We start from the raw sequence: 25,862 nt of genomic DNA on the forward strand, positions 1-25,862 counted from the left end.
CGCTGTTTAACCCCAATTGGATAGAACTGTTTGTTTCTTCTTTTATGGCTCGTCAAAAGGCATTGACCTCCATGTTAAACTTGATGATAAGATTAGCAGTTCATTAGGAGGGATGAAATGCAAACAAAAGAAAAGGAAATGACGGTTAAGAAGTATTTTGCTATGTGGGTAAAACGGGAGTTTACTAATTTACCAGACCTCTTTCACAGCGATATTTATTACAGCGAATGCTATGGCCCGGAGTATCAGGGATTATCCGAGATTCGTGCTTGGATTGAAGACATGCTGCAAAAGCAAACAGTCTTGGAGTGGCGCATCAAACAGTTTATTCATCAAGATCATCTGACTATTGTAGAATGGTTTTTCAAAGAGGAGTTGGCAGGTGCAATTGGTGGGTTCAATGGGGTATCGATTATTGAGTTCAGTCCGGACGGCAAAATTCGCTCGGTGAAAGAATTTTCTTCGGTAGCGGAACACGTTCGTCCTTTTCAAGGGAATGAATAACAAAAGCTTAGCAGTTGTTGGCGCTGCTAAGCTTTTTGCATCTCTATTTTGCAATCAGTTGATTGATTTACGTGCTCTTCCTATTGACTAACATCTCTCGAAAAAATCACCGCTTCAAACGCCTCGCCAGCATTCAATATGCCGCTAAAATTCATTTGGCCCCACCTATTTCAGTGTAATACTCTCTGCGATTTCTTTCCCATGCTGTTCAGGATCAAAATCCGCAACCTTCATCTCGGATTCATAGGCTTTTAAAGAATAATAAAGAATGCTGCCATCGCCTAAATCAAATTGGTAATCACAATAAATGATCTGTTCTTTATCCTCGTCTTGTACCATCAAGTAATCGTACGTGTACGCAAAGCCCGCTGCCTTATCTTTGCCCTTATCATCTTTGACGGCTTTTTTAGATTTTTCGCTGCCTTCATCTATCCCTATCTGAACCATTTGTTTTTCCTCTACGGGCCGATCATACAGCGAAAAATCACTTGTCGGATATTGTTCTTGCATTTTCTTGAAACGTTTTTCATTGAATACTTGGTAATGAAACCAAGTACTACGATTGTTATCATCTAAGCAGCAGACATAACTATACGGCATTCCTGAATAGCGTATTTGTTCATCTTCTTCCATCCAGTCCTTTACATTGGGGCTTCCTACCGTGTAATATTCTTTGCCCTCCGTCTCACCAGAAACATCGGTTTCTTCGTAAACTGTACTATACGTTAAACAACCGTAAGTGTCTGGTACCGCTACCGTCAGATAAGGGGTGTACTCGCCATTTTCTTCCGGCAATTTCCCAGTTTCGTCCGCTCCCAGTGACAATGGCAGTTCTGTCGTTTTTCCACTCTGCTTTGTCTCAGCTTTCTTTTCCACGGTTTTCGTTACTTTCTCCGAAGATTTTTCAGTCGTGTTCTTTTGTGTACCTTCGTTTCCACAACCTGCTGCCAACAAACATATCCCTACCAATAAAATAACAAATCTCTTCATTCGCTTCTCCTTTTGTACATAGTTAACCACTGTCATGGTAATATAGAGATTTTTTTTTATCAATCGATTCCAAAAAATAATGAATGGATTTCCTCTATTCGAAAGAAAGCAAAGAGTTCGGCAGCTATTTTTTGATAATATCCTTATTTCTACTTATTCTGAATACCCTCTATCACTGATCATTCAGAAGTACGATTCTGCTGCACTCTTCCTCTTGAAGTAATGCTAGATCAATTGCAGATTGGATTTCCTCTAGTCTAAACCGGTAAGAAATGAAAGGCTTCACTTTAAGCTGCCTTTCCTCCAGAAAATGGATCGAAGACACCCATTCTTTTCCTGGAAAGGGCTCAGAATAAGGCTGTCCCAAAGCTTTCATTAGATATTCTCTGCGGAAAATCGTCTCCTGCTCCTCCCGGCTTAATACACGATCCGCATGCACCCGCACTTGATAACCAATCTGACCACCCCTCTTTGTCACCCTCAAACACTGCTCCTGAGTAACCGTAGAGCCCGCACATTCCAGCGTGACATCCGTCCCCAGCCCGTTCGTCCATTCATCTATCTTTTTCTCTGGAGACTCCTTTAGCGAATGGATGGTATCCGTCACACCATAATGCTTCGATCTCAACAACCTGTCCTCATCAATATCGATGCCGATGATCCTTTTCACTCCAGTCAATTGGAGCCACTGCATACTTAAAAGCCCTCGAATGCCTAAACCAAAAACGGCCACAGTATCCTCAGGTTGGATGTTCAGTTCCATGACACTATGCGCCGCCACAGCCAATGGTTCGAGCATGATTGCTTCCTCAAAAGAAATTTGTTCTCCGATGGGGAGAAGATTTTCCTCGGGGACAGTGACATACTCCGCAAACCCACCTGGACGTTGAAAACCGATCATCGCATGGTGCTCGCACCAGTGCGATTTTCCCGAGCAGCAATACACACAATTCTGACAAGGGAGAAAAGGTACTGCAGTTACCCGGTCTCCGAGTGTCGCTCGCTCTGCCTTACGACCGACTTCCTCGACAGTCCCTGCAAACACATGCCCCATCACCAAAGGATGCTCGTACTGCCATTGCCTCTGCATCCAATGAATATCCGACTGACAGATTCCTGCCGCCCTTACCTTGATCAGTACCTCGTGTTCGTTTGGAACAGGTCGAGGCAGCTCACAGATGTCAAATCGGTTTACTCCCTTCAGCACCGCTGCTCTCACATGATCCCCTCCTTTTTCCATTACTCGCTGAAAACAAACAACGTGTCAAACTCCTTTTCAGACAAATCGAACGCTTTCATAAATTTCACGATCAAATCATTCCCGATACCCCTGTCGCCATTCAGAATACGATAGATTGTCGAGGGCGCAACCTCCATTCGTTTGGCTAAAGAATACACGTCATCACCATATTGAGCCATCATACCTTCCAAAACTGCTTTTTTGAGTACTATTCTCATCGTTTCCGCCTCCATTGCCCTATGACAATAATATAATACGAACATTGACTACAGGCAACGCTTTGTTGCGAAATGGCTGACATTGACTCGAATTTGTTGCCAATTGGCTATATATTAGTAGGAAGAGGGGAGTTTTTCTGATGGACTTTGGTAAAAAATTAAACACGCTGCGAACCTCTAAAGGTATGGGGGTAAACCAGCTCGCTTTAAAATCCGGGGTCAGCGCCTCCACCATTTCTCGATTGGAAAAAGGCGAAAGAAAGGACCCTACTCTTGAAACTGTAAAAAAATTGTCGAAGGCACTTGGTGTATCCATCTCTTACTTTGAAGAAGAACAGATTTCTCATATAGAATTGATCGCTGCTCATATCGACGAGGATATTGTGGCGGAACAGCTGGAGGATATTATTAATTATATTGAGTTTGTAAAGCAGAAGAAGCCAAAATGAAGCAGCGGCTTTAGAAGGTTTCGGGCTTTGTTTTTCACTACGAAAATACACCCATCGGAGGAGGACTGATCCTCGCTCCGATGGGTGTTCTTTTCAGCTGTTTTTTTACCTTGTCTGCACCACAGATTCATCTTCTCGTGGTTCTAAGGTCTTTAATCGTCCGCCCAACTGCCCATTGTGTTCATCCATAAATTCAACGATTTTACCTAATGTCGGACAAACGACAACGCCGGCATCTTCCAACGCTGCAACCTTCGACTTGACGGTTCCCATGTCTCCACTGACAATCGCTCCTGCATGGCCCATTTTCTTATTTTCGGGGGCATGCATGCCGGCGATATAGGCACAAATTGGTTTTGTGATGTTTAACTCTTTGATTTTCGCAGCAGCCATTTCTTCGCTGGTTCCACCGATTTCACCGATCAGCACGATCGCTTCTGTTTCGTCATCTTCAGCAAACAACTCCAAAACATCCGCGTGGTTCATCCCTACGATGGAATCACCTCCGATTCCCACACAGGTCGAAAGGCCATATCCTTTGAATGTCAGGTTTGACGCTGTTTCATGCGTCAATGTCCCGCTGCGGGAAATGATACCGATATGTCCTTTGCCATAAATATCCGCCGGCATAATCCCCAATTTGGATTTTCCTGGAGAGATGATACCGATCGTGTTAGGTCCTACTATGCGAGCACCTGCTCGGTTTGCTTCATGAACAATGTGCAAAGTATCCATGACTGGCACAAATTCGGTGATCACGACAAGCAGCTGAATACCAGCCTGCAGAGCCTGAATGGCTGCCTCCTTAACAAATTGAGGCGGGGTCAGCAGCATAGCCGCGCGTATTTGCGGGTAGCTCGAACGAGCGTCCGCGACAGTGTCGAATACAGGCACGCCTTCGACCGTTTGTCCGCCTTTGCCCGGCGCCACACCAGCCAGCAAATTGGCTCCACTTTCCAATGTGCGCTTCGCATGAATCCGGCCTTGCTTTCCTGTAATGCCAATGATCAGCATGGCTGTTTCTTGATCGATCAAAATACTCATCCTATCGTCCCTCCTTTGCCTTTAGTAATGTTTGAACGGCCTCGTCGGTGGTTCCATATTTGGTTTGGGGGAAGCCTAATGCCTGATACATGTCCCAGCCTTGCTCTTGATTGAAGCCTCGACTTTTAATCACCACGGTTTTTGGGATGCCCAGCTCTTTGTAAGCTCGAGTGATCCCTTCTGCCATGTCGGCACAATTATTGATTCCACCAAAAATGTTCACCAGGATATAACTGGTTCTTTCATTTTGCAGGAGGATTCGCATGGCTTGATAGGTTTTCTCTGCTGTCACACCGCCGCCCAGATCAAGAAAATTATTGACTCGCCCGCCATAGTGAAAGATCGTATCCATAGTAGCCATTCCAATGCCAGCACCCCCTGCCATCGTCCCAATGTCCCCTTCCGGATCTACCTCGATATAAGTGAGATCATGGGTTTGCGCTTCGATCTCCTGTGCAGACTGTTCCTGTGCCGTTCTCGGCAAAAGCGTATAGTCGCCCTGACGATAGAGACTGTTGTCATCGATGACCAATTTTGCATCGATCGCCACCAGCGTATCATCTTTTAACAAGGCTAATGGATTAATTTCGATCGTCGTAGCATCTAATTCAAAGCAAGCCATAGACAGCTTCTCAGCAATCTCTGCGACTTGGTTCATTCGATGGATCGGCAGATCGAAGACAGCAGCCGCCTTGCGGAAGGCCTCTGGATCAAAACCAGCTGTACAGTCGAAGCGCAGCAGCTTTTCGGGTGCGGTTGCGGCCAGCTCTTCGATGTCCATTCCGCCATAAGGCGTAAACAGCATGGTCATTGCCCGATTAGTGACATCCAGGGTCATCCCCAAGTAATATTCCTCTTCGATCGGCAGAAAGCCGCAGGCAATCACGCCTTCCATGACCTGTCCATTGATTTCGATCGCTTCGATGATTTTTTTGGTTTCAAGCAGCTCTTTTTCATTTTTTACGACTCGAACTGCACCAGCCTTTCCTCGTTTTCCAGAAAGTATCTGGCCTTTAAGTACACAAGGATACGGAACCTTGCTTAAATCACTATCTTCTGTGAGCAGGATACTTTCGTTGATCGGAATACCGAAGCGTTCCAGCTGCGCTTTTCCTTCTATTTCCAAATAATCCATAAGGTCATTCCTTTCTGTTTGACTCAGCATCTGCGGAAGGTGCTGTTCCTTTTCATTCTTATTTCCAAGCAAGCTCTGGATCCGGGAGGTAAGAGTCCTCAAGCGGATAGCCGACCCGGGTAATGTTCATGAAATGGGTATGACTTAAATTTCCGCTGAAGCTGTTATTCCCCCATGAGCCGCAGCCAAGTGTGGTTGTTGCCGTAAAACCGTTCGTCGGTGAGCCTCCCCCAGTCGTGCCTGCTGGTTGATTGACAACGACCCGCGAAACGGCACACTGAATCGCGGCATATTCAACGTGCTCCGGTGTATTGGAATGAATCGCGATACTGTGGCCTTTTCCTTCGTAATCCAAGTTTTCGACCATCATTGCTACTCCTTCTTCAAAGGTTTGGTACGGATAGACCGTCAATACCGGACATAATTTTTCGCGACACAGCACGTCCTCGCGACCGATGCCGTCTGCTTTGGCTACAATGGCCTTTGCTTTTGCGGGCACTTCGATACCAATGACCTTGCCAACCTGTTCGGCTGTTAAACCGACCACATCCCGATTCATTGCGCCACCCTCAGGGAAAATGCCTTCACGAAGCTTTTCAACTTGTTCTGCAGATTCTAAATAATAGCCACCATGCTTCTTGATCTCTTCAATAAAGGCCAAAAAGTCATTTTCCGGCACAAAGACAGTCTGTTCTCCTAGACAAATCAAGCCATTGTCAAAGCTGCGGCCGATCAAAATTTTTTCAGCGGCTGCAGACAAATCCGCATCGGTATCCACGATGCATTGGACATTTCCCTGCCCGACACCAAGCGAAGGTTTGCCGCTGGAATAGGCTGCTTTGACCATCGCAGGGCCGCCAGTTGCAACCACTACATCAGACAGACTCATCAAGCGGCTGCTGTCTTCGATCGAAACTTTTTCCAATCCCAACACGAGGTCCTCCGGAAAACCAAATTTTGCCAATTCACCTCGAAACATTTCGACCAAAAGTTTGGTACACTCTACTGCTCGCGGATGCGGAGCAAAGATCACGGAATTCCGAGTTTTCAAAGCAAAAGCCGCATTGCACATCGGTGTAACTACCGGGTTCGTGGACGGGATAATGCAGGCCACTGCGCCTAATGGTTTGGCGATTTCCAGCATTTGTTTGTCTTTTAGTCGGTTGATGACGCCGACAGTTTTCTCGTTTTTGATGCTCTCCCAAATCAAGGAAGATTTCATCCGACATTTTGTGATCTTGTCTGCGGCACTGCCCATTCGAGTCTCTTCAGCAGCCATGACACCTAATCGTTCTGCATTGTCGTACACGATTTTGCAGACTGATCGTGCAGCAGCATCTGCTTGCTCTTGCGTCACAAAGGCAAATTGTTCCTGTGCCGCTTTTGAACGAGCCACTAATTGTTCGACTGTTCCTGTTTCACTCATTTAAAAATCACTCCTTTTTTACTGAATCCACTTATTCATGAAAATCGATACACGAATCACATGTTCTTGCTCTTAATTAGTTAAATAAGATAATTCTCCAAAAGCTGGCCAAAGCTGCATCATTGCATAGCCGAACAGGATGACTAAGATTGTGCTGGCGATCGTCATCGGCAATCCGCCCTTCAGCATCTTATTGGCATCCAACCCGTAAGCAACCGGAATCGCCCGCACACTGATCGGCAGCAGATACTCCGAATTGTAAGCCATCACCGTGATGAACCAATACGGAATCGGATTCAAGCCCATTTTGACCGCAAAGCCCAACACGATCGGGATGCTGACAGCTGAAGCAACGGTTGAATTCGTCAGTTCTGAAATCACGCGAGCAAAAATAGTAAAGACTACAATGGTCATCAATCCGCCATCTAGAGACATATCAGCAACGATGTCCGCAATCGCAGCACCGGCACCGGAATCATTGACCAGTCGGCCGAGCGCCAAGCCTCCGCCAAAGAGCAGCATCATGCCCCACATAATCCCCTTTTGTGCAGTTTCCCATATAAGCAGCGGTTCTTTGTTGGCCGCATTGATCACGAAAGACAGACAGCCAAACAATAGGAAAATATAAGCTGGTGCCAAGCCCGGAAGCAGATCCGCGTATAAAGGCCGTGTGAAGGCCCCTATCAACGCAATCAAGAAAAGGGCCGCACAGATTTTTTCATCACGCTTCATTGGTCCTAACTCACTGTAGCTGCTTACAAAATATTCTTTCGTCCCATTCAAAGGACTTGATTTCCCATAAAGCAGCAGCATGCCGATCAAACTCACAATCGCTAGAACGATAAAGTACGGTGCCATACGAACGATCCAGTCGACATACATAAATTCATGTCCAGTGTATTCCTCCAAAAAGGAAATCGCTGCAATATTCATCGCTCCGCCTAACGGAGTTCCGACACCACCAAGACCAACACCCCAACCGATCGCTAATAATATCGGAACAGCATGGGTGCTGTTTTTGATGTCTTCGATCCCTGCTGCGGCCAGCATGGAAACTGCAATCGGCGTGTACAAGGCACAAACCGCCACATTCGGCAGGATACTGGAAACAAGCATGCTGGCCAGCAGCCAGACCGTGATCTGTGAACGCATCGATGGACCAATGATTGATAGAATTTTCAAGGCAACCCGCCGATCCAACCCTGTAGCTGCCCAAGGCAACGTCAGCAAACCAGACCCAAAAATCAAAATAATACTGTCAGAAGCATATTGTGCCGTCAGCGAAGCCATCGGCACGATGTTTAAAAGTGCATTTACCAAAACGGGCACGATCGCCGTGACCGTCATGTGAACCGGGCGGGTCACCCACCAAAAAACCATCCAAAGCAGAACCCCCACCGCTTGTGCTCCCGGCTGCGTAAGCAGATCCGACAGCAGTAAAATACTGGCCACTAAGATAGCCGGTCCCAGTACGAGATAAAGTAACCGTCGTGTCGTATTCATAAGAACTCCTTCCTCAAAACCACTGTGCTAAAATCATCAAAAATATTTTTGTTGTTTCCTCTAGTTTAATAACAAAAACAATTAGCACAATCGAAACCCAGGTTTCTTTCAATTACCAAAAAAGAATGTCAATCTGCGCACTTCTGTTGCATATCGTGCAACTCATTTGCAGAACATGCAACAAAATAAAAATGCCGAAAAATGATACGCGGCTCATTTCACGGCATTTTTTGACTATTGTTTATTTCGGGTAATACCCTAGCTTGCTGGATATCCGGCTAGCCGCAGCGGTCACCGCCTTCGCAAGCACTTGCTCGCGCTGCGGCTGTCTAAGATTGTAGGCACTTGTGGAGATGCTGACAGCTGCAATCGGCTCGCGATTTCGATTGAACACAGGCGCCGCCAACGAGCCGGTACCCAAAGCCAGCTCATTGATCAGAGTGCAATACCCCCGTTTTCTCGTCCGAATCAATTCCTGATTAATCTCACTCACGTCAATCTTGGTGCCAATGGTGTATTTTTGCAGCTCCTTGCTTTTCAGGACCTCCTGCGCTTTTATTGGCGGAAGGTAGGCTAAAAAGACCCGGCCCATCGCGGAACAATGCATCGGATGACGGTGCCCCATCGGGATCAGCAGTTCCATGGCACTTTCGCCACAGCTGCAGATTTGATGGATCACTTCGCCTTTTTTCGGTACAGCCATGTGCGCACAGACGTCGTACTTGTGAGACAAGCGATGAACCTCTGGAAAGGCATGCCTGTAAACATCATTGCTCTGCATGGAACGGCCAGCCAATGCAACGATCTCGATGCCAGGATAATAGTACCCTGTCGCATCCTCTCGCTCTAAAAATCCCCAATCCAGCATGGTATTCAAATGCCTAGAGACCGTGCTAATATTCATGTCCAGCTTAGCAGCGATATCAGAGGTTCGCTGCATAGGACTTGTTTCATCAAATGAAGACAAGATAGCCAGTGTTTTATTCAAGCTTTTCGTGTTCGACGCTTTGTGTCCTTTGACAAATTGGCTCATGAGAACAGTGTTCCTTTCTATTCCTTCGTTAGATCAATCCAAATAAATGCCACAGCGGATACATCACTGCGATAAAACCGACCACCATAATGGCCGCCTTCAACCCCATCTGCTTCACAAAATCCTTCATCGGCATCATTCCATATCCGTACATAATCAGATTTCCAGCTGATTCATAAGGCAACAGCAGTAGTTCACAGGAATAAAGCAGGCACATGCAAGCCGCGATCGGATTGATCCCCAAGGTCGCCGCGATTTGAACGAAGGGCAGTGACAGCCCGCCAAGCATCGCATAAGGCGTCATGAAGAAATTTGCAATCGCTCCCATCAAAATGAACGCGATGCATACCACCAAAGTACTTTTTCCTGCCAACATCGGAACCGCAATCCCTGTCAAAAAATCTCCAAAGCCGACCTCGGCCCCTACGATGCCGATTCCCAAGCACGCCGAGACGAAGAACACCATGGAAAAATTCAGCTTCCCTAAGGTTTCCGGTTCGCCGATACCAATCCGCGGCAGGAACATCAAAAATGGGATCGCCATAAAGCCGTACGCAGCCGGCAGTCCAATAAAGCTGGACGCACACAGGTAAGCCAGCAGAAGAACGATCATCACGACTGCTTTCTTTTCCTTCACCGACATGGCTCCCAACAGTTTGTACTTCTCATCAAATAAGGCTTTGCTGGCGTGGATCTTTAAATTTTTGGTATTGTACACCTTCATTAAAATCAAAATACTAGCTACACACCAGAGAATGAAGAAGCCATTGTACTTCAATGAGGTGAGCATGGGCATCGAATAATTGGGAATAACCTCACGGATCGCTACCTCCAGCATCGAAAAATATCCTGGATAATATAAACAAACCGTACACCCCGTCGCACCGATCGTCCCAGCAAAGCAGACCAGAGAAGCCTCCTTTGACGGTTTCATCTCCATTGCCTTGCACACTCCAAAAACCAAGGCACTAGCCACCAGCCAGCCGTTGCAGAAGGTGATCACGTTCAAAATAATACCAATAAAGAAACAACCAAAAACAGCGCCTGAATACGTCCCGCCGCATTGACGAATCACGTAATAGGCGATACGCGTTAACAACCCTGTTTCATCCAAAATATTGCTGAAGATCAATCCGCCCAAAACCATCCAAACTGTCGTACTCGTCCATGAGCCAAAGGCGACTTCAGCAGGGACCAGCCCACTGATCATGTACAGTGATGGCAGTAAAATCGCAGAGACCAATCTCGGAAGCAGCTCCAATGCGATAATCAGGATTACAAAGATCGTGATCACAAGAAACAGCTTCAGACTTGGTGTAAATGTCTCAGAAACTGGCAGAAAGGCGATGATCATCGGGATCGCCACACTGACGATCCACCCCATGAGATTCTTTCTATCTACGTTCAGTACACTAATATCCATTTTCTTTTCCCTCAATCGTATGAGATCGGGAGCCGCAGCTCCCCCAACACTTTAGAATGCTTGCTTGTAAAGCTCGATAATATCTTTTACATTGGTCGATCTTGGATTCACGGCTACGTTGGGACTCTTCATGGCATCTTCCGCCATCTCAGCGATTTTATCTTCGGTAACACCCATTTCCGAAAGAGTCTTGGGAATACCGATCGCCGCATTCAGCTTCTTGATTTCATCCACCAGCATCTGTGGTTCAAATTGCGTTACAGGACCTGTCTTCTCGCGGATCAGTTGATAGATCTTTTCATATCGGCCACGGTCAGCCAGCGCATTGTATTCTACGATGGTCGGCAGCAGGATGGCATTGGCCACCCCGTGAGCAATATGGAAATGCGCACTCAATGGATGACTCATCGCATGAACATTGCCCAATTTAGCCCAGGCAAAGGCAATACCTGCAAAGGTCGCACCCGACATCATGGCGCAAGCCGCTTCTTCATCCTGACGATTGGCCACAAACTGTCGCAAATTCCCGCCGATCAACGCGATCGCTTTCTCCGCCATCGCATCCGTAAACGGTGAAGCCGCTTTTGACACATAGGCCTCCAACGCATGGATCAATGCATCGATTCCACAGGCTGCCGCAATCGACGCAGGCGCCGTCATGATCATTTCTGGATCAAGCACCGCATATTTCGGCAGCATCTCATAGCTGATGACTGACATTTTATAATTTCGAGCTTCATCAGTGATTACCGCAGAAGCCGTGACTTCACTGCCGGAGCCGGCCGTTGTCGGGATCGCCACGATCGGCACCACTGGTCCGGGCACTTTATGCAATCCTTCGTAGTCAGTGATTTCACCGCCGTACTTAGCCAGAACCCCTGTGGCCTTGGCCACATCCATTGAACTACCTCCGCCCAAAGCAACAATACTGGTCGCACCGCATTCTTTGTACAGCTTAGTTGATTCATTCACCACATCAACGGTCGGATTCGGTACGGTCCCCAAATAAGTGGTGCATTTAATCCCCCCAGCTTCAATAATGTCTTGAATCTTTTTGACCACGCCCAAGCTTTCCAGGCCGCGGTCAGAAATCAGGAACACCTCCTGCGATTGATTTTCTTTCAATATTTCTGGGAGCTTCTTCAAGCTTCCCATCCCAAATTCAATGCTTTGCGGTATCTTAAACGTAAAATCTTTCATTCCTTGTGTTCCTCTCCATCTTTAGATTGCTGCCAATACACTGGTCACCAGCATGTTGCCGCCGACAAATAGTAAAACAACGTAAACGATCTGCAAAAATTGTTCGCGGTTGATTCGTTTCAAAAAACCCATACCCAAGAAAAAGCCGATAGCCGCCATTGGCAGACCAACAGCCAACGCACTCCACATGTAAGGTGTAAATGCTCCATTGCGGAATTGCGTAAAGGCGTTCCACGTGTTTAAGATCACCCAAACCATGTTCATGGTGTTACGGAATTTTTCCTTGTCCTGCACAGCTTCGATCGTATACACCGTGATCAGCGGGCCGCCGATCGTAAATGCTCCATGAACGATCCCGCCTAAGATCAAGCAGCCATAGCGAAAAATCTTTTTCGCCGGTGTATCCACAGTCTCCTCTGCAACAATCTGCTTCAAAATACGCGGCTTCACGATATATTTGTAGACATTCATCAAGGCGATCAGGGTCACCATCGACCCGATCCCGATTTTTGCAGTTGTGGGACTGATCGTATAAAACAAATAGTTCCCTATCAAAATCCCTGGCACACACAAGCCAATGATCTTAGCCAAGTCTTTCCAAGAAACATCCTTAAATGCCTTAATGCCTAAATAATACAAGAACGGCAATGTGATCAATGTGCCATAAGGCACGCCTGCTTCTGTCCCCAACAACCCGTTGGTCACGGCTGCCGCAATCACGGTACAGCCGAAACCAGTACATCCTTGAACGAAGAAGCCGATAATCTGCATCAACGCCACCAAAACAAAATTAATTTCAAAAGACACCTTTTCCACCTACTCCATTTTTTTAGAAACTCAGTTCTGTTCGTTGAATCAAGTCCTTTTGCAACGGTTTGCCCAACTCTACAAAGTACGCACTGTAGCCTGCGACCCGCACCAGCATGTCCTTGTAATCCTCTGGTTTTTTCTGAGCCGCTCTCATGGTCTTGGAACTCATGATATTGAACTGAACGTGCATTGGTTTCTTGGCCATGTAAGCATCTACGAAACTGATCAGATTGTCTCTTCCTTCGATGCCGGCTACCGCTTCTTCCGGGAACCGCAGATTCATCAAGGTGCCGTTGGTTGCCAAGCTATGATCTACCTTCGCCAAGGAATTGACCAATGCCGTTGGCCCCGCAATGTCATGCGACCCTGCATCCGTGTGAACCGGCCCCATATTGTCTGAGATCGCTTCTCCTTTTTTGCGTCCATCAACAGAGGCATTGGTATTCATGCCCATTGCCACATTGGCGTTGACCGAATATACCCCTGGACTGAATTCTCCGCCACGTGGATTTTTTCGGCCGCTGATGTGCCGGCAATAGCATTCAAACATAAATTTGAATAATTCATCGGCGTAGTCGTCATCATTGCCGTAATGGTGCACCTTCGAGCTGTTAACCAAAGCATACAGCACTTCATGCCCTTCCCAGTTGTCCTTGACCGCCTGCAGCAGCTCGGAGCCTGAATAACGTTTTTCCTCGAACACCAGCTGTTTGATCGCTGACAAGGAATCTGCACAGGTCGCCATACCGCTGGCTTGCGGGCCAGTACCGTTGTATTTTGCCCCGCCCTCGGTCAAATCTTTCCCAGATTCCAAGCAATCCTCGAAGAATGCTGATACATACGGCAACGGCTTCAACTCCCGATGAACCGTATCGATGATATTCAAACTGCTGCACATTTGATCTGTCCAGTATTCAAACTGCTGATCGACACTTTCCAGTACTTCCTCAAAGCTTTGATACGTATCCAAGCTGCCCGTATCCGGTCCCAGCTGTTTACCAGTATTCAAGCTGCGTCCACCGTTCACCACCATTTCCATCATCTTCGGTGTATTGACATATGCCGCATCATGCCAGCCGTATTCTTTTCCTGGCAGACTGATTTCCACACAGCCGACGACACAATACTCTCTTGCTTCCTCTAAGCTCATGCCCTTGCGCATCATTCCTTTGATCGTTGGCGCATCGTTGAACAACTTCGGATGACCATACCCTGCTCGGATACACTCGATGGTTTTGACTCTCAGCTCATAGGGCGTATTATCATGCATGCGGACACAAACCCATGGATTCATCATTCGTGTGTGCGCTGAGCCTTCCAGCATCAGCATCGTCAAATCATTCGTCGCATCATTGCCTTCACGATCCACCCCGCCGATCGTTAAGCTTTCTCCGCCAAACCCGCGGCCGTTGCGCAGCGCCATACTGCCTTTGTCTTTTAATTTTGTCGGGTTGTTCATCTTCACATAAGCAACCTCAATCAGCTCCAAAATAAACTCTTTTGACACCGAGCTGTTTTTCATATCTGCTTCATAATACGGAAACAGCCATTGGTCCATCCGGCCATAAGAAATCGAGTGCCCGTTGCTTTCTACCTGGATCAAGGTTGTCGCAAAATTAAACAGCTGCAATGCCTGCCAGAAGGTCTCAGGAGCCCCATCCGCAATTTGATAGCAATTCGTTGCCATCGCGGCTAATTCTTCTTTGCGTTTAATGTCTTTTTCTGTTGCCGCTTGATCCTCAGCCAACTTCGCATAACGCTTGATGTATTTGCGGGCCGCCTCGTGCATAATGATCATCGCTTCGTAAAAATCACGTTTTTCTCCATACTCAGGATCTCTTTTGCTAAGCTTGCCCAGCCGTTCCTTCGCTTCGTTGATCAATCCGATGTACCCAACTCGCATCAATTTGGCATAATCAATCGCCAAATGCCCAGCACCAGCGTAATGATATAAGTTGGTCTGGAAGATCTTCTCACCAACTTCAGAGCCCTTGGTCTGGTCCTCATCTAATTTCACATTGACCAAGTCGTCGACCGTTTTACCTTTCCACCAAGCACACAGTTCAAGGATTTCATTGCGCTCCTCGTCGTTTCTGATATAGAATTGATCGTTTGGTCGTTCTTCAAACGGCGAATGCAAAATCTCATCAAGAATCCAATTCACAGAAAACTCTGGGTAAATCGGCGATGCTTTGGCCGGTGCCGCAATCTCTCCTAATATCAGATCCTCGTCATAGATATACAAAGTTGAATTCAGCAGAACATTTTCAAACGCATACGCACATTTCAATTTGCGAGAGCAGGTTTCATGCGCCTGATACGCCTCCGTGACCAGTCGTAATCGTTCCACATCCACTTCATACGGTCGATCCAAAAAGGTCTGTCTCAAATGGTTGACCCGCGGGAAGGGCGACCAGTCCTCATGATTGACTTGATACCCAATACTGTAGGTTTTGTCGAATGGCTCTGTTCCTCTTGCTGTTGTGTGCATACTACTCATGTATAAAATCCTCCTTCATAAAATGAATAAACTCATTGCTTTTCCTTGGTTCCTACCAAACAGTGGATGCCGCGACCATTCAGGTATTCCGCGATGGTGCTCACATGCTTTTGAAAGGATCTTCGGTTGACCTTAACCCCTTCCATCCCGTACGGAATGCCCAAGGCTTGGTACTTCTCCTCCCCCAAACGCATGAAGCTAAGCAGCTGCAGCGTTCGAACACGGCCATCTAACTCCCGTAAAACGAAATCCGCTGTCGCAGCAATATTCTCCATATCATCATTGACAGCAGGAATCACCGGAATTCGTAAAATCAGCTCGCGCTTTAAATCCGTCAACCGCTTCAAATTTTCCAAAATCCGTTCATTGCGAACTCCCGTGTACTGCTTGTGGATCTTCGTATCCATGTGCTTGATATCCGAGATCCAAATATCCGTATACGGCAACAGCTTTTCCACCTCACGCCAATGCCCATAAAACGTGGTTTCAAAGCAGGTTTGGATGCCCTCTGCCTTGCAGGCAGCGAACAATGCCGCCACGAAATCACTTTGCAGCAAAGCTTCACCGCCAGAAACCGTCACCCCACCGCCAGATTGATCATAATATTCCCGGTCCTTGCGAATGATCTCCATGCACGCCTCCACAGACATCTCCTTGCCCCACTGCTTGATCGCATCCGCCGGACAAGCCTCTGCATAAAGCGAACAATCCCCGCATTTTTTGCGATCGATCGCCACCAGCTTCCCCCGGTGAAATTGAAGCACGTCTGCCTCCTCGCTTACCCCTTCACAAATTCCACATTTTTTACGCGAAATACATTTCTTTTTGTAGACCCCCAGCTCGATCTGTGTCGACCAGCTCTCCGGATTCCCGCACCAAGCACAACGCATGGGGCAGCCCTTCAAAAACAATTCCGTCCGCAGTCCCGGTCCATCATGAAGTGTAAACCGTTGAATATCGAAAACGATTCCAATTTGAGACACGACTTTCCCTTCTCTCCAGCTTTTCAAAAACACTTAACTTGCTCAAAGTGTAACAAAGCCTAGAGGCCCATATAAGTAGGCATCCGTACTATTTCATATAGGGAATGTTCCCTATTCTTTGCTCCTTATGGTTAATTGGTCTACACAGATTCCTCTTTGAACACGAAAAAAAAGCCTCAGACAAGCATCTGGGCTTTAATAGTATCTCTTCTGTTTTCACAGTCAGTTCTCTCGATTATCCAGCAATTTATACAATTCAAACCGGCTGTTTACACCACATTTGGTATAGATATTTTGAACATGTTTTTTCACCGTGTGGTAGCTGACCACCATCTTATCTGCGATCGCCTTATAGGTCAGACCATGATACATCAGCTCAGCCACCCGCTGCTCCGTCGCCGTCAAAGGCAGACTCTCCAGCGAATACGCCGGAAGCTTTTCCTCTTCCTTTTTAGAAATCGTGATCCAATGATACCGATCGATAATCCCATTTGAATACGTTTGATCGTACGTATAGATTTTAAAAATATAATTCTTGATGATCTTCGTTTGGACCCGCTCCGTACTTGCCAGCTCCTCTTCTCCCCCCAGCAGAAACGGCAGCCAGCTGCAAGGCGTCGTGCTGCTGATTTGTTCCGCGATCGCCGCACCCAAGATATCCTTTAAGCATTTCAACGCCGTCTGACTGTAGCTCATGATGTGCATGAAATCATCTGTCACCAGATAGGCCTTTTCACCAGAAGCAATGATCTCATTTTGAATGTTTTGAACAATCTTCGCCTGCTCAAATTTCTTGAAATTCTTGTACGAATTCGCCAGATACACGTAGATCTCATTCAATTGTCCGATCTCTTCCTCGGTAAAATCCCCTTGCTCTCGATTTTTAAAGAAAGCTACCTGAATATAGCCATTCATTCCAAATGCCAAGGTCGTGCTATAATGCATTTGAAAATTCTCTTCAGTAAAGCGAACATACGCAGAATGCTCATAGTCCCTTTGTGTAATAATGTCTGTCGACTTGTACAGCCGCGGCTCAACATTAAAATAGGTCAGCTGATCCCGAACTGCTTCCTGATAGATAATGTGTCGCACCACATCGTTGGCAAAAAAAGCCCGGTACGGATGCTCCGCACAATCCATCAGAATTCCCTGCCAGCTTGTCCAGGACAAAAACTTGCCTTGTGTATCAAAATAAGAGATCAGCACCTTCTCCCAGCCAAAATTTTTGGCCAGATAATCCAGAAGAACGGTACTAAAAAATTCACGGGCTGAAATTTGATATTCGGATATCTCTGAGAAAAAATTAACTTGACCAGCATGCTCTTCCTTCATAATACTTCCCCCATCATTTCCCTTTATTTTGCAGGCACTTGCATCGCCCTCAGTTCACCGCTTCAATTTCTGATGATTAGATAAATTATAGCATGACCGCTCTTTGTCCGTCACGGTTATGTTGGAGGAGAGGGCTTTGGGACTTTTGTGATTACTTGATGGGAGACTCTAGAATGTGCTGCAGAATGATTAGATAGTGGTGGTGAAGAGGGGCGGTTGCAAAGGTCGTCAATTGTCCTCAAAAATTAAAAGGAGCGGCGTGTAATGAGAAAAGTCGATTGGTACTTGTATAAAGAACGCCATTTAGCAAAGTACTTCTTCAACAAGATTAACCACTTCCCTCGTGTCACTACACGATATGACAAAACAGCAACGTCGTTTTTATCATTTGTTTATGTGGCTGCCATCTTCAAATTGATTCAGTAATAAGTTCAGACACGTCCTAGAAAAAGACAAAGAAGTTCTATCAATACTGATCAAATTCCTTTGCCTTTATATTTTCATAAATATCTTTAAAATCAAAACATGAAATTCTGTCTATACAGATCTTCCATAACTATTAAACAGTCAATCCATAAATACAGTGATCGTACAAAAATCGTTTAATTTTTTGACGATCAGCTGTCTCATAAAAGTCAATCATCAACTTATTAAATCTTCGCAGTTGCTTCTCCTGCACAATCATAATTCCCACACCAGCTTGGATCATCAATCTATTCATACAAATAGAAGCGGTCCGTTTATTACCATCCCAAAAAAATTGACTGCAGCAAGCTGTAAGAAAATAGTCCAAAGCCTTTTCAGTCTCACTACGATCTGTAGTGAGCATTGTATCAATTAATTCTATTACAGTATTCTCTTCTGGCACTTTGGGCGAATAAAATGATCCGCCGATACCTACTTCACCGGTCCTTAATGTTCCAAGCATTCCGGGCAATAATTCACCATAAGCTATAATTCTATGAATTTGTTGGAAATATGACAAATTAAACAGGACAGAAATATCATCTAAAACAAATTTCCACGCATTTCTAAGATTTAACACTTTTTGAACATCATCTGTTTTCAAACCAGAAACACTCATTCCATCAATGATAGTTTTCGTATCAGAAAAGGTAATATTGATATTTTCCATTCGTACCTGATTATAGATATTTTCAACCAGCATTTTTTTCGCTAAGAATAGATTTTCTTCTTGGGTTAGATTATATTTGTTGAGATAGGACATAGAAAAATTTCCTTCTGCAGCTGGGAAGTATTTCCATGTTCGGTATAAGACTTACCAAATTGTGAAATTAAAAAAATGGACTCAAGGTGATGCGACTAATGTATTAGGAATTGCCCGAACAACTTATCAATCTTACGAACAAAGTCGTAGATCTCCTGACGTAGACATTCAAAACAAGATTGCTGACTATTTCGATGTAAGCTTGGATGACCTTTACGGGCGTGAGGGAACTGAAGATCAGGTGCTCTCTGACAAGCAGCTTAGGATTTGGATGATGATTAGAGCGAGGAACGGATTGAAGAGCTTGTTCATTATATTGAATTCAAAATAAAAGGTCATAAATTCTAATGCCTCTCTTAAAAGGCAAGCACACCTAAATATTTTGTCTGCTTGCTTATTTACTGTGTTCACTTCCATTTTTGGCGGATTCAAAAAATAATTATGCAGTTTCTTCTTTCTCACATGGATAAATTTATAAACTCGTCTTAATCAGTCAGCCAATATATCATTCATTTCCTCGCACCAGCTTTTTAGGACTTCAAACAGATTCTTAGCAGAGAGTTTTAGAGCTCTACATTTCCCATCCTCTAAATCCTTTTCCCATTGTCGAACATTTTCTGGTTCTTCTAACACAGGGTATTTTATAGTTTCCATATAGTGATAAATTTTGTTTTCGTAATGCGGAACAATGAAGACAACCTGACTATCATCAAAATAAATCGTCGCATTGTAATAGGAAGAATAGACTGGTGCTAAATATGTTGTCTCTGTGCTATTTGCATACTCACATAACAACCATTCAGTATCTCCTTCCTTTTGAATATCTAAATTGTTTTCTTTAAAGTATTCCATATAGTCAGTATGACTTCTTATCTTTTCGCATGTCTTGAAAAACTTTAATATTCTCTTGTCTGGATTTTTACTGCACAAGTCCATTATTATTTCCTGAGATAAGTCTGTTAGCAATTCATGAGTGAAATCAAAGAAATTATTGTAGTATCCGTCTTCCCCTACTAAAGAATCAACACCTTCAGGAGTGCGAACCATAAAATCTTCATCACAATCCTCAAAATAATACCTAGCTTCCTCATCAAGTTCCAGCAACTCAGGATATAAATTATTAAATATCACATCAAAGGTTTCAGTGAAACAACATAAAAGTTCATCAGGTTTATCAGTGAAGTCAATACCTAAATGTGTAATAGCATTTCGATAATTTCCTAGTTTTCCCAACACACCGCGAACTTTTTCATCAACCTCAAACAGCCCTTCATAATACCTTACTGACTGGGTATAAGTAATTGTTTTCATACTGGTATTTTGAATTAAACAATCTTCCAGTTTCAAACCATTTTTTTCAGATAGTTCTCTAGCTTCATCAACTATTTGTTTAAAGGGTTCTCTATCAGTTTTCAAAAAAATAGAAAGACTATCTTTAGTTTTCTCAATGATGATCGCCTTTAACAATAATTCAATCGCATTCTCTAAGAATGACAAACTAATCTTTTTATGCTTTGAATCTGAATAAGCTGAAAGAGAATCTTCTTCACCATAATAAAATAATTGGAAATTCTCAATGGCAATATCTAACGAATTAACGGCATTTTCTAATATTGTAAATTTCATGTTTCCCTCCGATATAATTATCGATAAAAAAATTGGAGCCAGATGAGTTCTGATTCCAACTACATACGTTCTGAAGCATCATATTATTTCCTATTTTGCAGTAGCAATATTTCTTCTTTCATCAGGTCATCTAAGTCTTTACGAACATGCTTCCAGTATTTTAGTTTGCTTACAGGCTTTTCTACTTTTTGCTTGTAAACTTCATAATTACTGGTTCGTTTTAGTTCGGCTTTACCGTCTTGTTTACTTCTACGTGGATTATAGTTTGATACCATAAATTCTAATTCATCTTCATTAATTTGCCATTTATCTGAAAATTCTTCTACCAACTCATAAGTTGTATTTTGTATTGAATTCTCAAGTAGCACAGAAATATTCTGATCCTGATAAGATTCTGGATCATTTTGGATTTTATCCCAAATTTCTCCCATTAATTTTGCTCACTTAGGATTATGACTTGGAGATACAAAAAAGTTTATTACTTGAACCTTTGGTAAATGTTTTTAGTATTCCACTTGGTATAAAATATTTACTTATAATTTGAAGATTACATTTTTTTAATCTGGTGAAAACTTATTTAGAAAAAAATTATTTAAGAGTAGATTCAATCACTTGATGTAAAGCTGCGTCAATTTTTACAATGGACGTCCTTTTATCAGCATTGTTAAATACCGTCTGAGAGTCCTCATAAAATTCCTGATCAAAAACTTTCATAAAAACAGGTAAATTGTACCAAATATTTTCTCTTATGTTTTTACTATTTAGCTTTCCATTTTCACCTTTTAGATTACGAAGAAATTCATTTTGTTTCTTCGTAAAACTTCGTTTTGCCAAACTATTAATTAACTTGGTAAATAGCTTGGGATCTACGTTATTTCTTTTAAACTCTTCCAAATACTCTCTTTTTTTAATATTTAATTCTTTTACTAATTCCCTTACTAAAGTAGTTGAATCCTCTAATTTTAGCTTGCTAGTATTGTATTCATTGAAATTATTTACTAGTTTATTTTTTAATGCTTCTAAAGACTGAGTTGTTTGTTTTACAATATTTTCAGCATCTTTTTCGGGTAATTCAAGTACACTGTGTGCATAATTTATTTTTGCTGAGTTTAATATAACTTCAGCATTTACCAAATCTATTGCTGAAAGAGTATTATCTATCAACAGTGGCTCTCTAATCTTATCAACTATCTTATCATTTAAATCCTTATATTCACCAGATACTAGATAGACACTCTTGGTATTATCATCTAATGCAAAAGCATGTCCTGGAAATAGCTTTACACCTGCCAAAAACTCTTCTTCGTAATCTTTATTTTGAATATAGAAATCATATAATCTATATTTTGCTTCTTGTTCAGAAACTTCAATCGTTGGGCTTAAGTCATCAAAATAGATATCATTTTCCTCAGCGCTATCTAGAGCTATTTTTATACCGCTCCGTTTAATAGCTTTCATAAATGGAAGATTTATATCACTATCTGTATCTTCTGAAGCTCCTTCTGCCTTTGCTTGATACCTTTCGAGTAAAGCGATTTCTGCATTAACAATTTCATCTGAAGGAAACGCATATATATAGATTTCATTTTGCTCATGTTGTTTGGGCCGGTCTATTCTTCCTATCCTTTGTTCTAGTCTCATTGGATTATAGGGTAACTCAATAGTCATTACTACACTTGCATCTTGCAAGTTTTGCCCAGTACTAATAGCATCAGACCCTATCAACAAATTTATTTCTTTTCCAGGTACTAATTCTTCAGTATATTTTTTTGAATGTGGAGAAAATCTGCCAAGAACATCATCCTTATCACACTTCTCATTATTTGCACTTGCTTCCTGACCTACAACATACCCTACCCCAAACATTCTAATTTCTTTGTCTTTCATTACATATTCATAATAGTATCTAGCAGTATCAACAAATTCCGTGAATAGAATCACTTTACGTCCTTGCTCTAATTCATTTTTGATATGAGAGAGTATTGCATCCCGCTTTTTATCATCTTTTGCTATTTGCTTCCATCTATCAATAATTCTTTTCAAATTATTTTTGTCCTCACAGACATCTTCTAGAATACGGGTGAGGTGATCTGTTACATTTTGTTCTGTTAAGGTATTATCAATTAATTTTATTCTATTGCGCTTAGCTTGCGACAAGTCTTCAATAAAGTCTAAATCATCGTCCATTCCCAACTCCAAAGTCAAAGAGTCTGTGTCCACTGAAGAAAATCTTTTATCAACTGTACTTTTAAAGTAATTTTTTACCTCTTGAAGTGTTTCATTTTTTAGACTCTCTATCTCTTTACCAAATTCATCTAATCTCTTTTGAATGTTTTCTAAACTTATCTCAAAAGCAATGTTGCTAGAATCAGCTCTTCTCAATAATTGTTGTCTTTGTCTCAATACAACATTACTAGGAGAATCAAGAAAATACTGGATAATTGTATCTTGGTATGGCAAATTTAGCTGAATTAGTTTATCTAATATTTCAGTAAGAGTTGTGGACACATCTAATGAATAAGGAATTCTATATGGTGTATCCTGAGCCTCTTCTAAGGGAAAAACTCTTGTAGGGTATTTTTCTGATAGATGTTTCTCAGAAGATAGACTACGCCTTGTGCGTTGAATAAACAAATCCTTCCAAAACTCTTTGTAAGCTACTTGATTAATTTCTTTTCGACTTTTAGTTTCAAACATTGGCGCTAAATTTCCATTAATAACATAGTGATAATAAGGCTTTTCCGTTTCAATTTTTCCACTATTTAGAAATAATGTACCTAATCTAATAACATCTTCTCTAGAATTATTCCAAGGTGTTGCAGTTAGTAGCAAACCACTGATCTCTGATTGGTTTTTATTACGAGCAATATCGATCATATACTTCATATTCCTATACGCTCTATTTTTTATCTTTAAAAATCCCTCATGTGCCTCATCAATTATAATAAGAGCATAGCTATTAGAATAAAATTCTAGCGCTTCTTTATCAAGTAGCGCGAAAGCTTGCCGCGTCATTATAGTATACTCTGAACTTTTAATCCCCACATTATTCAGTTCCGTGTACCATTGCTCAAGCAGTCTATTATTGGCCAATATGAGAATTCTTCTTGTATCATTCGCCTGATGTAAATCATCTAAATACAGTTTCATAATGGATACAGCTTCTAACGTCTTCCCTAATCCTACACCATCCGCTAGGACAACGCTATCTGCTTTTAACAGTTTTTCATAAGCCATCTCTATGCCTTGTCTTTGATGAACAAAATACTTCGTACCATCTTTCCTTTCAGGATATGGAAGTTTCTTTTCGATAGATGTTATTCTCTGTTGTAGAGTTTTATCTTGTTTTTCGCCATAGTATTTCCCTAACAAATAGTACACATAACTAACGGGTGTATACTTTCTTTTGTTTTGAATTTCTACCCAAAGAGTAGCAACTTTTTCTTTTTCTTTTTCTAACTCTTTGATTAGATCTTTAGAGTAATCCACTGAGTAATTATTCCAGATCTCATCAAACCAATCAGTAATGACTGACCATGTATCATTTGAATAGATGTTTAATTCTCTATTTTTAACTAGTCCCCCTTGAGTAAAATTGGATGATCCTATTAAAACATGTCCAGTTGTACTCTTTCTAGTTTCAGAAAATAAATACGCCTTACCGTGTAAGAATTCAATTTTTTCCAAATCATTAGTATCGATATATTCTTTTCCCACAAAGACTTTTACTTCAATTTTCTTTTCTTTGATCCATTTAATGATTTGCTTAAAAAAATTATTATCTGGTGGAAAAACTTCGTCGAATAAATCATTAACATCATTATCCAATTTTGTACTAAACAACCACCTCATAGGTTTTGTCTCTTTTGAATGATCCATAAAATATTGGATTTCATCTTTTATTTCAGAGATTCCACTTAGCCTAAAAAAAGCACTCGCAATATCAACTGCTCCATTATTACATTCTACTAAAAGTGAGCTTATCGCCTCTTTCATCATGTATTGGTCATTATCTATTCTATCAGTTGTCTTGGGTTTTCTATATTTTGATTCAGTCATGCTTCTTCCTCCTGGACTCTCTTAATAAATTTGGATACAGTTATTCTATGAACTCGATATATTCTAGACAACTCAGAATAAGACATACCTTGTTCTCTTTTCTTAACAATTGCTTTTCGATGCTTGTAAAGTTTCATTTTTTTTATGTTTGATTTTTTACCTTTTGGTCGCCCTAGTATGACTCCTTCTGATTTTTTTCTTGCCAATGCCTCTTTTGTTCTTTCAGAAATTAAAGTCCTTTCAATTTCAGCTGATAAACCAAATGCGAACGCTAAAACCTTTGAGTTAATATTATTTCCTAGTTCATAACCCTCTTTTACAGTTAATACCTGTATATCTCTTTCCATGCAATCATTTAATATACTCATAACTTGAAGTAAATTCCTACCTAATCTGGATAATTCACTTACTATAATGATGTCACCTTTTTTTAGTTTTTTCATTAAACGTCCAAATTTTCTTTCTTCTAATTTTTTACGTGCACTTATTGTCTCTTCAATCCATTTATCAACAATTATACCCTTTTTTTCACAGAAACTTTTAACTTCATATCTTTGATTCTCTACAGTTTGTTTGTCCGTGCTAACTCGAATATACCCGTATATCATATGAACACACTCCTTTTTGATATGTTAATTATAAAGGAGCGATTTTGTGCGACAACAATCTATTGATGTAAAATACAACGGTTTGGAGCCATGGATAATTATTAGTGACATTGAAAAATCCATAAAAAGAAAATTAGAGGCAATAGGAAAACCTTTAGGTGAATGGGATATCACAATAAACTATGGGATAAAAACAGGTCTAAATGATGCTTTTATTATATCTGAAGAAATAAAAGAGCGCTTGATTACAAATGATCCTAAATCTCAAGAAATTATCTTACCTATTCTACGTGGTAAAGATATCCGGCGAAATAAAATTCACTTTAAAAATGAATATCTAATAAATACTCATAATGGTTTTATAGATGCTGGTAACAATAAAATCTCTCCTGTCAACATAAATGATTATCCTGAAATTAGAAATTGGCTCAATTCTGAGGAATGGAACACGCGACCAGATCTAGGAAGTTCTTACGATAGACTAGCAAAAAGAACCGATAAAGGTGTTACTCCTTATAACTTGCGTAGTTTATCTTATATGGACGATTTTT

At 42.3% G+C, this 25,862-nt stretch carries 22 protein-coding genes and 2 pseudogenes; 5 read left to right on the plus strand and 19 right to left on the minus strand.

Going from position 1 to position 25,862, the window contains the following annotated elements; translation table 11 throughout:
- Positions 1-117: 117 nt before the first annotated feature.
- Positions 118-504 (plus strand): nuclear transport factor 2 family protein, encoded by a 387-nt coding sequence (locus NRIC_RS10515; RefSeq protein ID WP_146622665.1) that lies wholly within the window; start codon positions 118-120, stop codon positions 502-504.
- 165 nt (positions 505-669) lie between these two features.
- Here NRIC_RS10515 and NRIC_RS10520 read toward each other — a convergent pair whose 3' ends face one another.
- From NRIC_RS10520 to NRIC_RS10530, 3 genes are all read right to left on the minus strand, one after another.
- The gene (locus tag NRIC_RS10520) at positions 670-1,494 is read right to left on the minus strand and encodes a hypothetical protein (protein WP_146622666.1); all 825 of its coding nucleotides are present in this window, start codon (positions 1,492-1,494) and stop codon (positions 670-672) included.
- Between the two features lie 172 nt (positions 1,495-1,666).
- A complete protein-coding gene (locus NRIC_RS10525) occupies positions 1,667-2,713 on the minus strand; it encodes a galactitol-1-phosphate 5-dehydrogenase (protein ID WP_146622667.1) in 1,047 nt (348 codons plus the stop codon).
- A gap of 20 nt (positions 2,714-2,733) precedes the next feature.
- Positions 2,734-2,952: a helix-turn-helix transcriptional regulator gene (locus tag NRIC_RS10530; protein WP_146622668.1), complete on the minus strand. Its 219-nt coding sequence runs from the start codon at positions 2,950-2,952 to the stop codon at positions 2,734-2,736.
- Between the two features lie 140 nt (positions 2,953-3,092).
- Between NRIC_RS10530 and NRIC_RS10535 the strand changes: the two genes are divergently transcribed.
- Positions 3,093-3,401 (plus strand): helix-turn-helix domain-containing protein, encoded by a 309-nt coding sequence (locus NRIC_RS10535; protein ID WP_146622669.1) that lies wholly within the window; start codon positions 3,093-3,095, stop codon positions 3,399-3,401.
- Between the two features lie 105 nt (positions 3,402-3,506).
- Here the strand turns inward: NRIC_RS10535 and sucD are convergent, their stop codons facing one another.
- The 11 genes from sucD to NRIC_RS10590 form a co-directional block, all read right to left on the minus strand.
- Positions 3,507-4,445, minus strand: coding sequence for a succinate--CoA ligase subunit alpha (sucD, locus tag NRIC_RS10540; RefSeq protein WP_146622670.1), 939 nt, complete (start codon positions 4,443-4,445; stop codon positions 3,507-3,509).
- Between the two features lies 1 nt (position 4,446).
- The gene (locus NRIC_RS10545; protein ID WP_146622671.1) at positions 4,447-5,580 is read right to left on the minus strand and encodes an ATP-grasp domain-containing protein; all 1,134 of its coding nucleotides are present in this window, start codon (positions 5,578-5,580) and stop codon (positions 4,447-4,449) included.
- Positions 5,581-5,638: 58 nt separating this feature from the next.
- Positions 5,639-7,006, minus strand: coding sequence for an aldehyde dehydrogenase family protein (locus NRIC_RS10550; protein ID WP_146622672.1), 1,368 nt, complete (start codon positions 7,004-7,006; stop codon positions 5,639-5,641).
- 72 nt (positions 7,007-7,078) lie between these two features.
- Positions 7,079-8,509 (minus strand): SLC13 family permease, encoded by a 1,431-nt coding sequence (locus tag NRIC_RS10555; protein WP_146622673.1) that lies wholly within the window; start codon positions 8,507-8,509, stop codon positions 7,079-7,081.
- A gap of 241 nt (positions 8,510-8,750) precedes the next feature.
- Entirely contained in the window at positions 8,751-9,542 is a 792-nt protein-coding gene (locus tag NRIC_RS10560) for an IclR family transcriptional regulator (protein WP_146622674.1), read from the minus strand.
- 28 nt (positions 9,543-9,570) lie between these two features.
- Positions 9,571-10,965: an SLC13 family permease gene (locus NRIC_RS10565; RefSeq protein WP_146622675.1), complete on the minus strand. Its 1,395-nt coding sequence runs from the start codon at positions 10,963-10,965 to the stop codon at positions 9,571-9,573.
- Between the two features lie 51 nt (positions 10,966-11,016).
- The gene (locus NRIC_RS10570) at positions 11,017-12,165 is read right to left on the minus strand and encodes an iron-containing alcohol dehydrogenase (protein WP_146622676.1); all 1,149 of its coding nucleotides are present in this window, start codon (positions 12,163-12,165) and stop codon (positions 11,017-11,019) included.
- A gap of 21 nt (positions 12,166-12,186) precedes the next feature.
- Positions 12,187-12,972: a sulfite exporter TauE/SafE family protein gene (locus tag NRIC_RS10575; protein ID WP_146622677.1), complete on the minus strand. Its 786-nt coding sequence runs from the start codon at positions 12,970-12,972 to the stop codon at positions 12,187-12,189.
- A 22-nt stretch (positions 12,973-12,994) separates the two neighbouring features.
- A complete protein-coding gene (gene hpfG / locus NRIC_RS10580) occupies positions 12,995-15,475 on the minus strand; it encodes a (2S)-3-sulfopropanediol dehydratase (RefSeq protein WP_146622678.1) in 2,481 nt (826 codons plus the stop codon).
- A 32-nt stretch (positions 15,476-15,507) separates the two neighbouring features.
- Positions 15,508-16,458, minus strand: a complete 951-nt coding sequence (gene hpfH / locus NRIC_RS10585; RefSeq protein ID WP_146622679.1) for a (2S)-3-sulfopropanediol dehydratase activating enzyme — start codon at positions 16,456-16,458, stop codon at positions 15,508-15,510.
- Positions 16,459-16,680: 222 nt separating this feature from the next.
- Positions 16,681-17,790 (minus strand): response regulator transcription factor, encoded by a 1,110-nt coding sequence (locus NRIC_RS10590; RefSeq protein WP_146622680.1) that lies wholly within the window; start codon positions 17,788-17,790, stop codon positions 16,681-16,683.
- A gap of 264 nt (positions 17,791-18,054) precedes the next feature.
- On the opposite strand from NRIC_RS10590, the gene NRIC_RS19290 reads away from it, so the two are divergent.
- Positions 18,055-18,216 carry a hypothetical protein gene (locus NRIC_RS19290; protein WP_175580061.1) on the plus strand — a complete coding sequence of 54 codons (162 nt, stop codon included), beginning with the start codon at positions 18,055-18,057 and terminating at the stop codon, positions 18,214-18,216.
- A 133-nt stretch (positions 18,217-18,349) separates the two neighbouring features.
- Here NRIC_RS19290 and NRIC_RS10595 read toward each other — a convergent pair whose 3' ends face one another.
- Positions 18,350-19,018, minus strand: a complete 669-nt coding sequence (locus NRIC_RS10595; RefSeq protein ID WP_146622681.1) for a Fic family protein — start codon at positions 19,016-19,018, stop codon at positions 18,350-18,352.
- A gap of 35 nt (positions 19,019-19,053) precedes the next feature.
- Between NRIC_RS10595 and NRIC_RS10600 the strand changes: the two are divergent.
- Positions 19,054-19,366: pseudogene (locus NRIC_RS10600) on the plus strand (helix-turn-helix transcriptional regulator).
- 141 nt (positions 19,367-19,507) lie between these two features.
- On the opposite strand, the gene NRIC_RS10605 reads toward NRIC_RS10600, so the two are convergent.
- The 4 genes from NRIC_RS10605 to NRIC_RS10620 all read right to left on the minus strand — a co-directional run bounded on the left by NRIC_RS10605 (position 19,508) and on the right by NRIC_RS10620 (position 25,311).
- A complete protein-coding gene (locus tag NRIC_RS10605) occupies positions 19,508-20,644 on the minus strand; it encodes a hypothetical protein (RefSeq protein WP_146622682.1) in 1,137 nt (378 codons plus the stop codon).
- 83 nt (positions 20,645-20,727) lie between these two features.
- Complete coding sequence (locus NRIC_RS10610; protein ID WP_146622683.1) at positions 20,728-21,075, minus strand: hypothetical protein; 348 nt, start codon at positions 21,073-21,075, stop codon at positions 20,728-20,730.
- A gap of 157 nt (positions 21,076-21,232) precedes the next feature.
- On the minus strand, positions 21,233-24,703 hold the full coding sequence (locus NRIC_RS10615) for an SNF2-related protein (protein ID WP_146622684.1): 3,471 nt from the start codon (positions 24,701-24,703) through the stop codon (positions 21,233-21,235).
- On the minus strand, positions 24,700-25,311 hold the full coding sequence (locus tag NRIC_RS10620; protein ID WP_146622685.1) for a master DNA invertase Mpi family serine-type recombinase: 612 nt from the start codon (positions 25,309-25,311) through the stop codon (positions 24,700-24,702). Before NRIC_RS10620 ends, NRIC_RS10615 begins: the two co-directional genes overlap by 4 nt.
- 46 nt (positions 25,312-25,357) lie before the next feature.
- On the opposite strand from NRIC_RS10620, the pseudogene NRIC_RS10625 reads away from it, so the two are divergent.
- Positions 25,358-25,862, plus strand: a pseudogene (locus NRIC_RS10625) (TaqI-like C-terminal specificity domain-containing protein); the annotation flags it as partial.

This window comes from Enterococcus florum (assembly GCF_004309355.1).
Taxonomy (GTDB): domain Bacteria; phylum Bacillota; class Bacilli; order Lactobacillales; family Enterococcaceae; genus Enterococcus_A; species Enterococcus_A florum.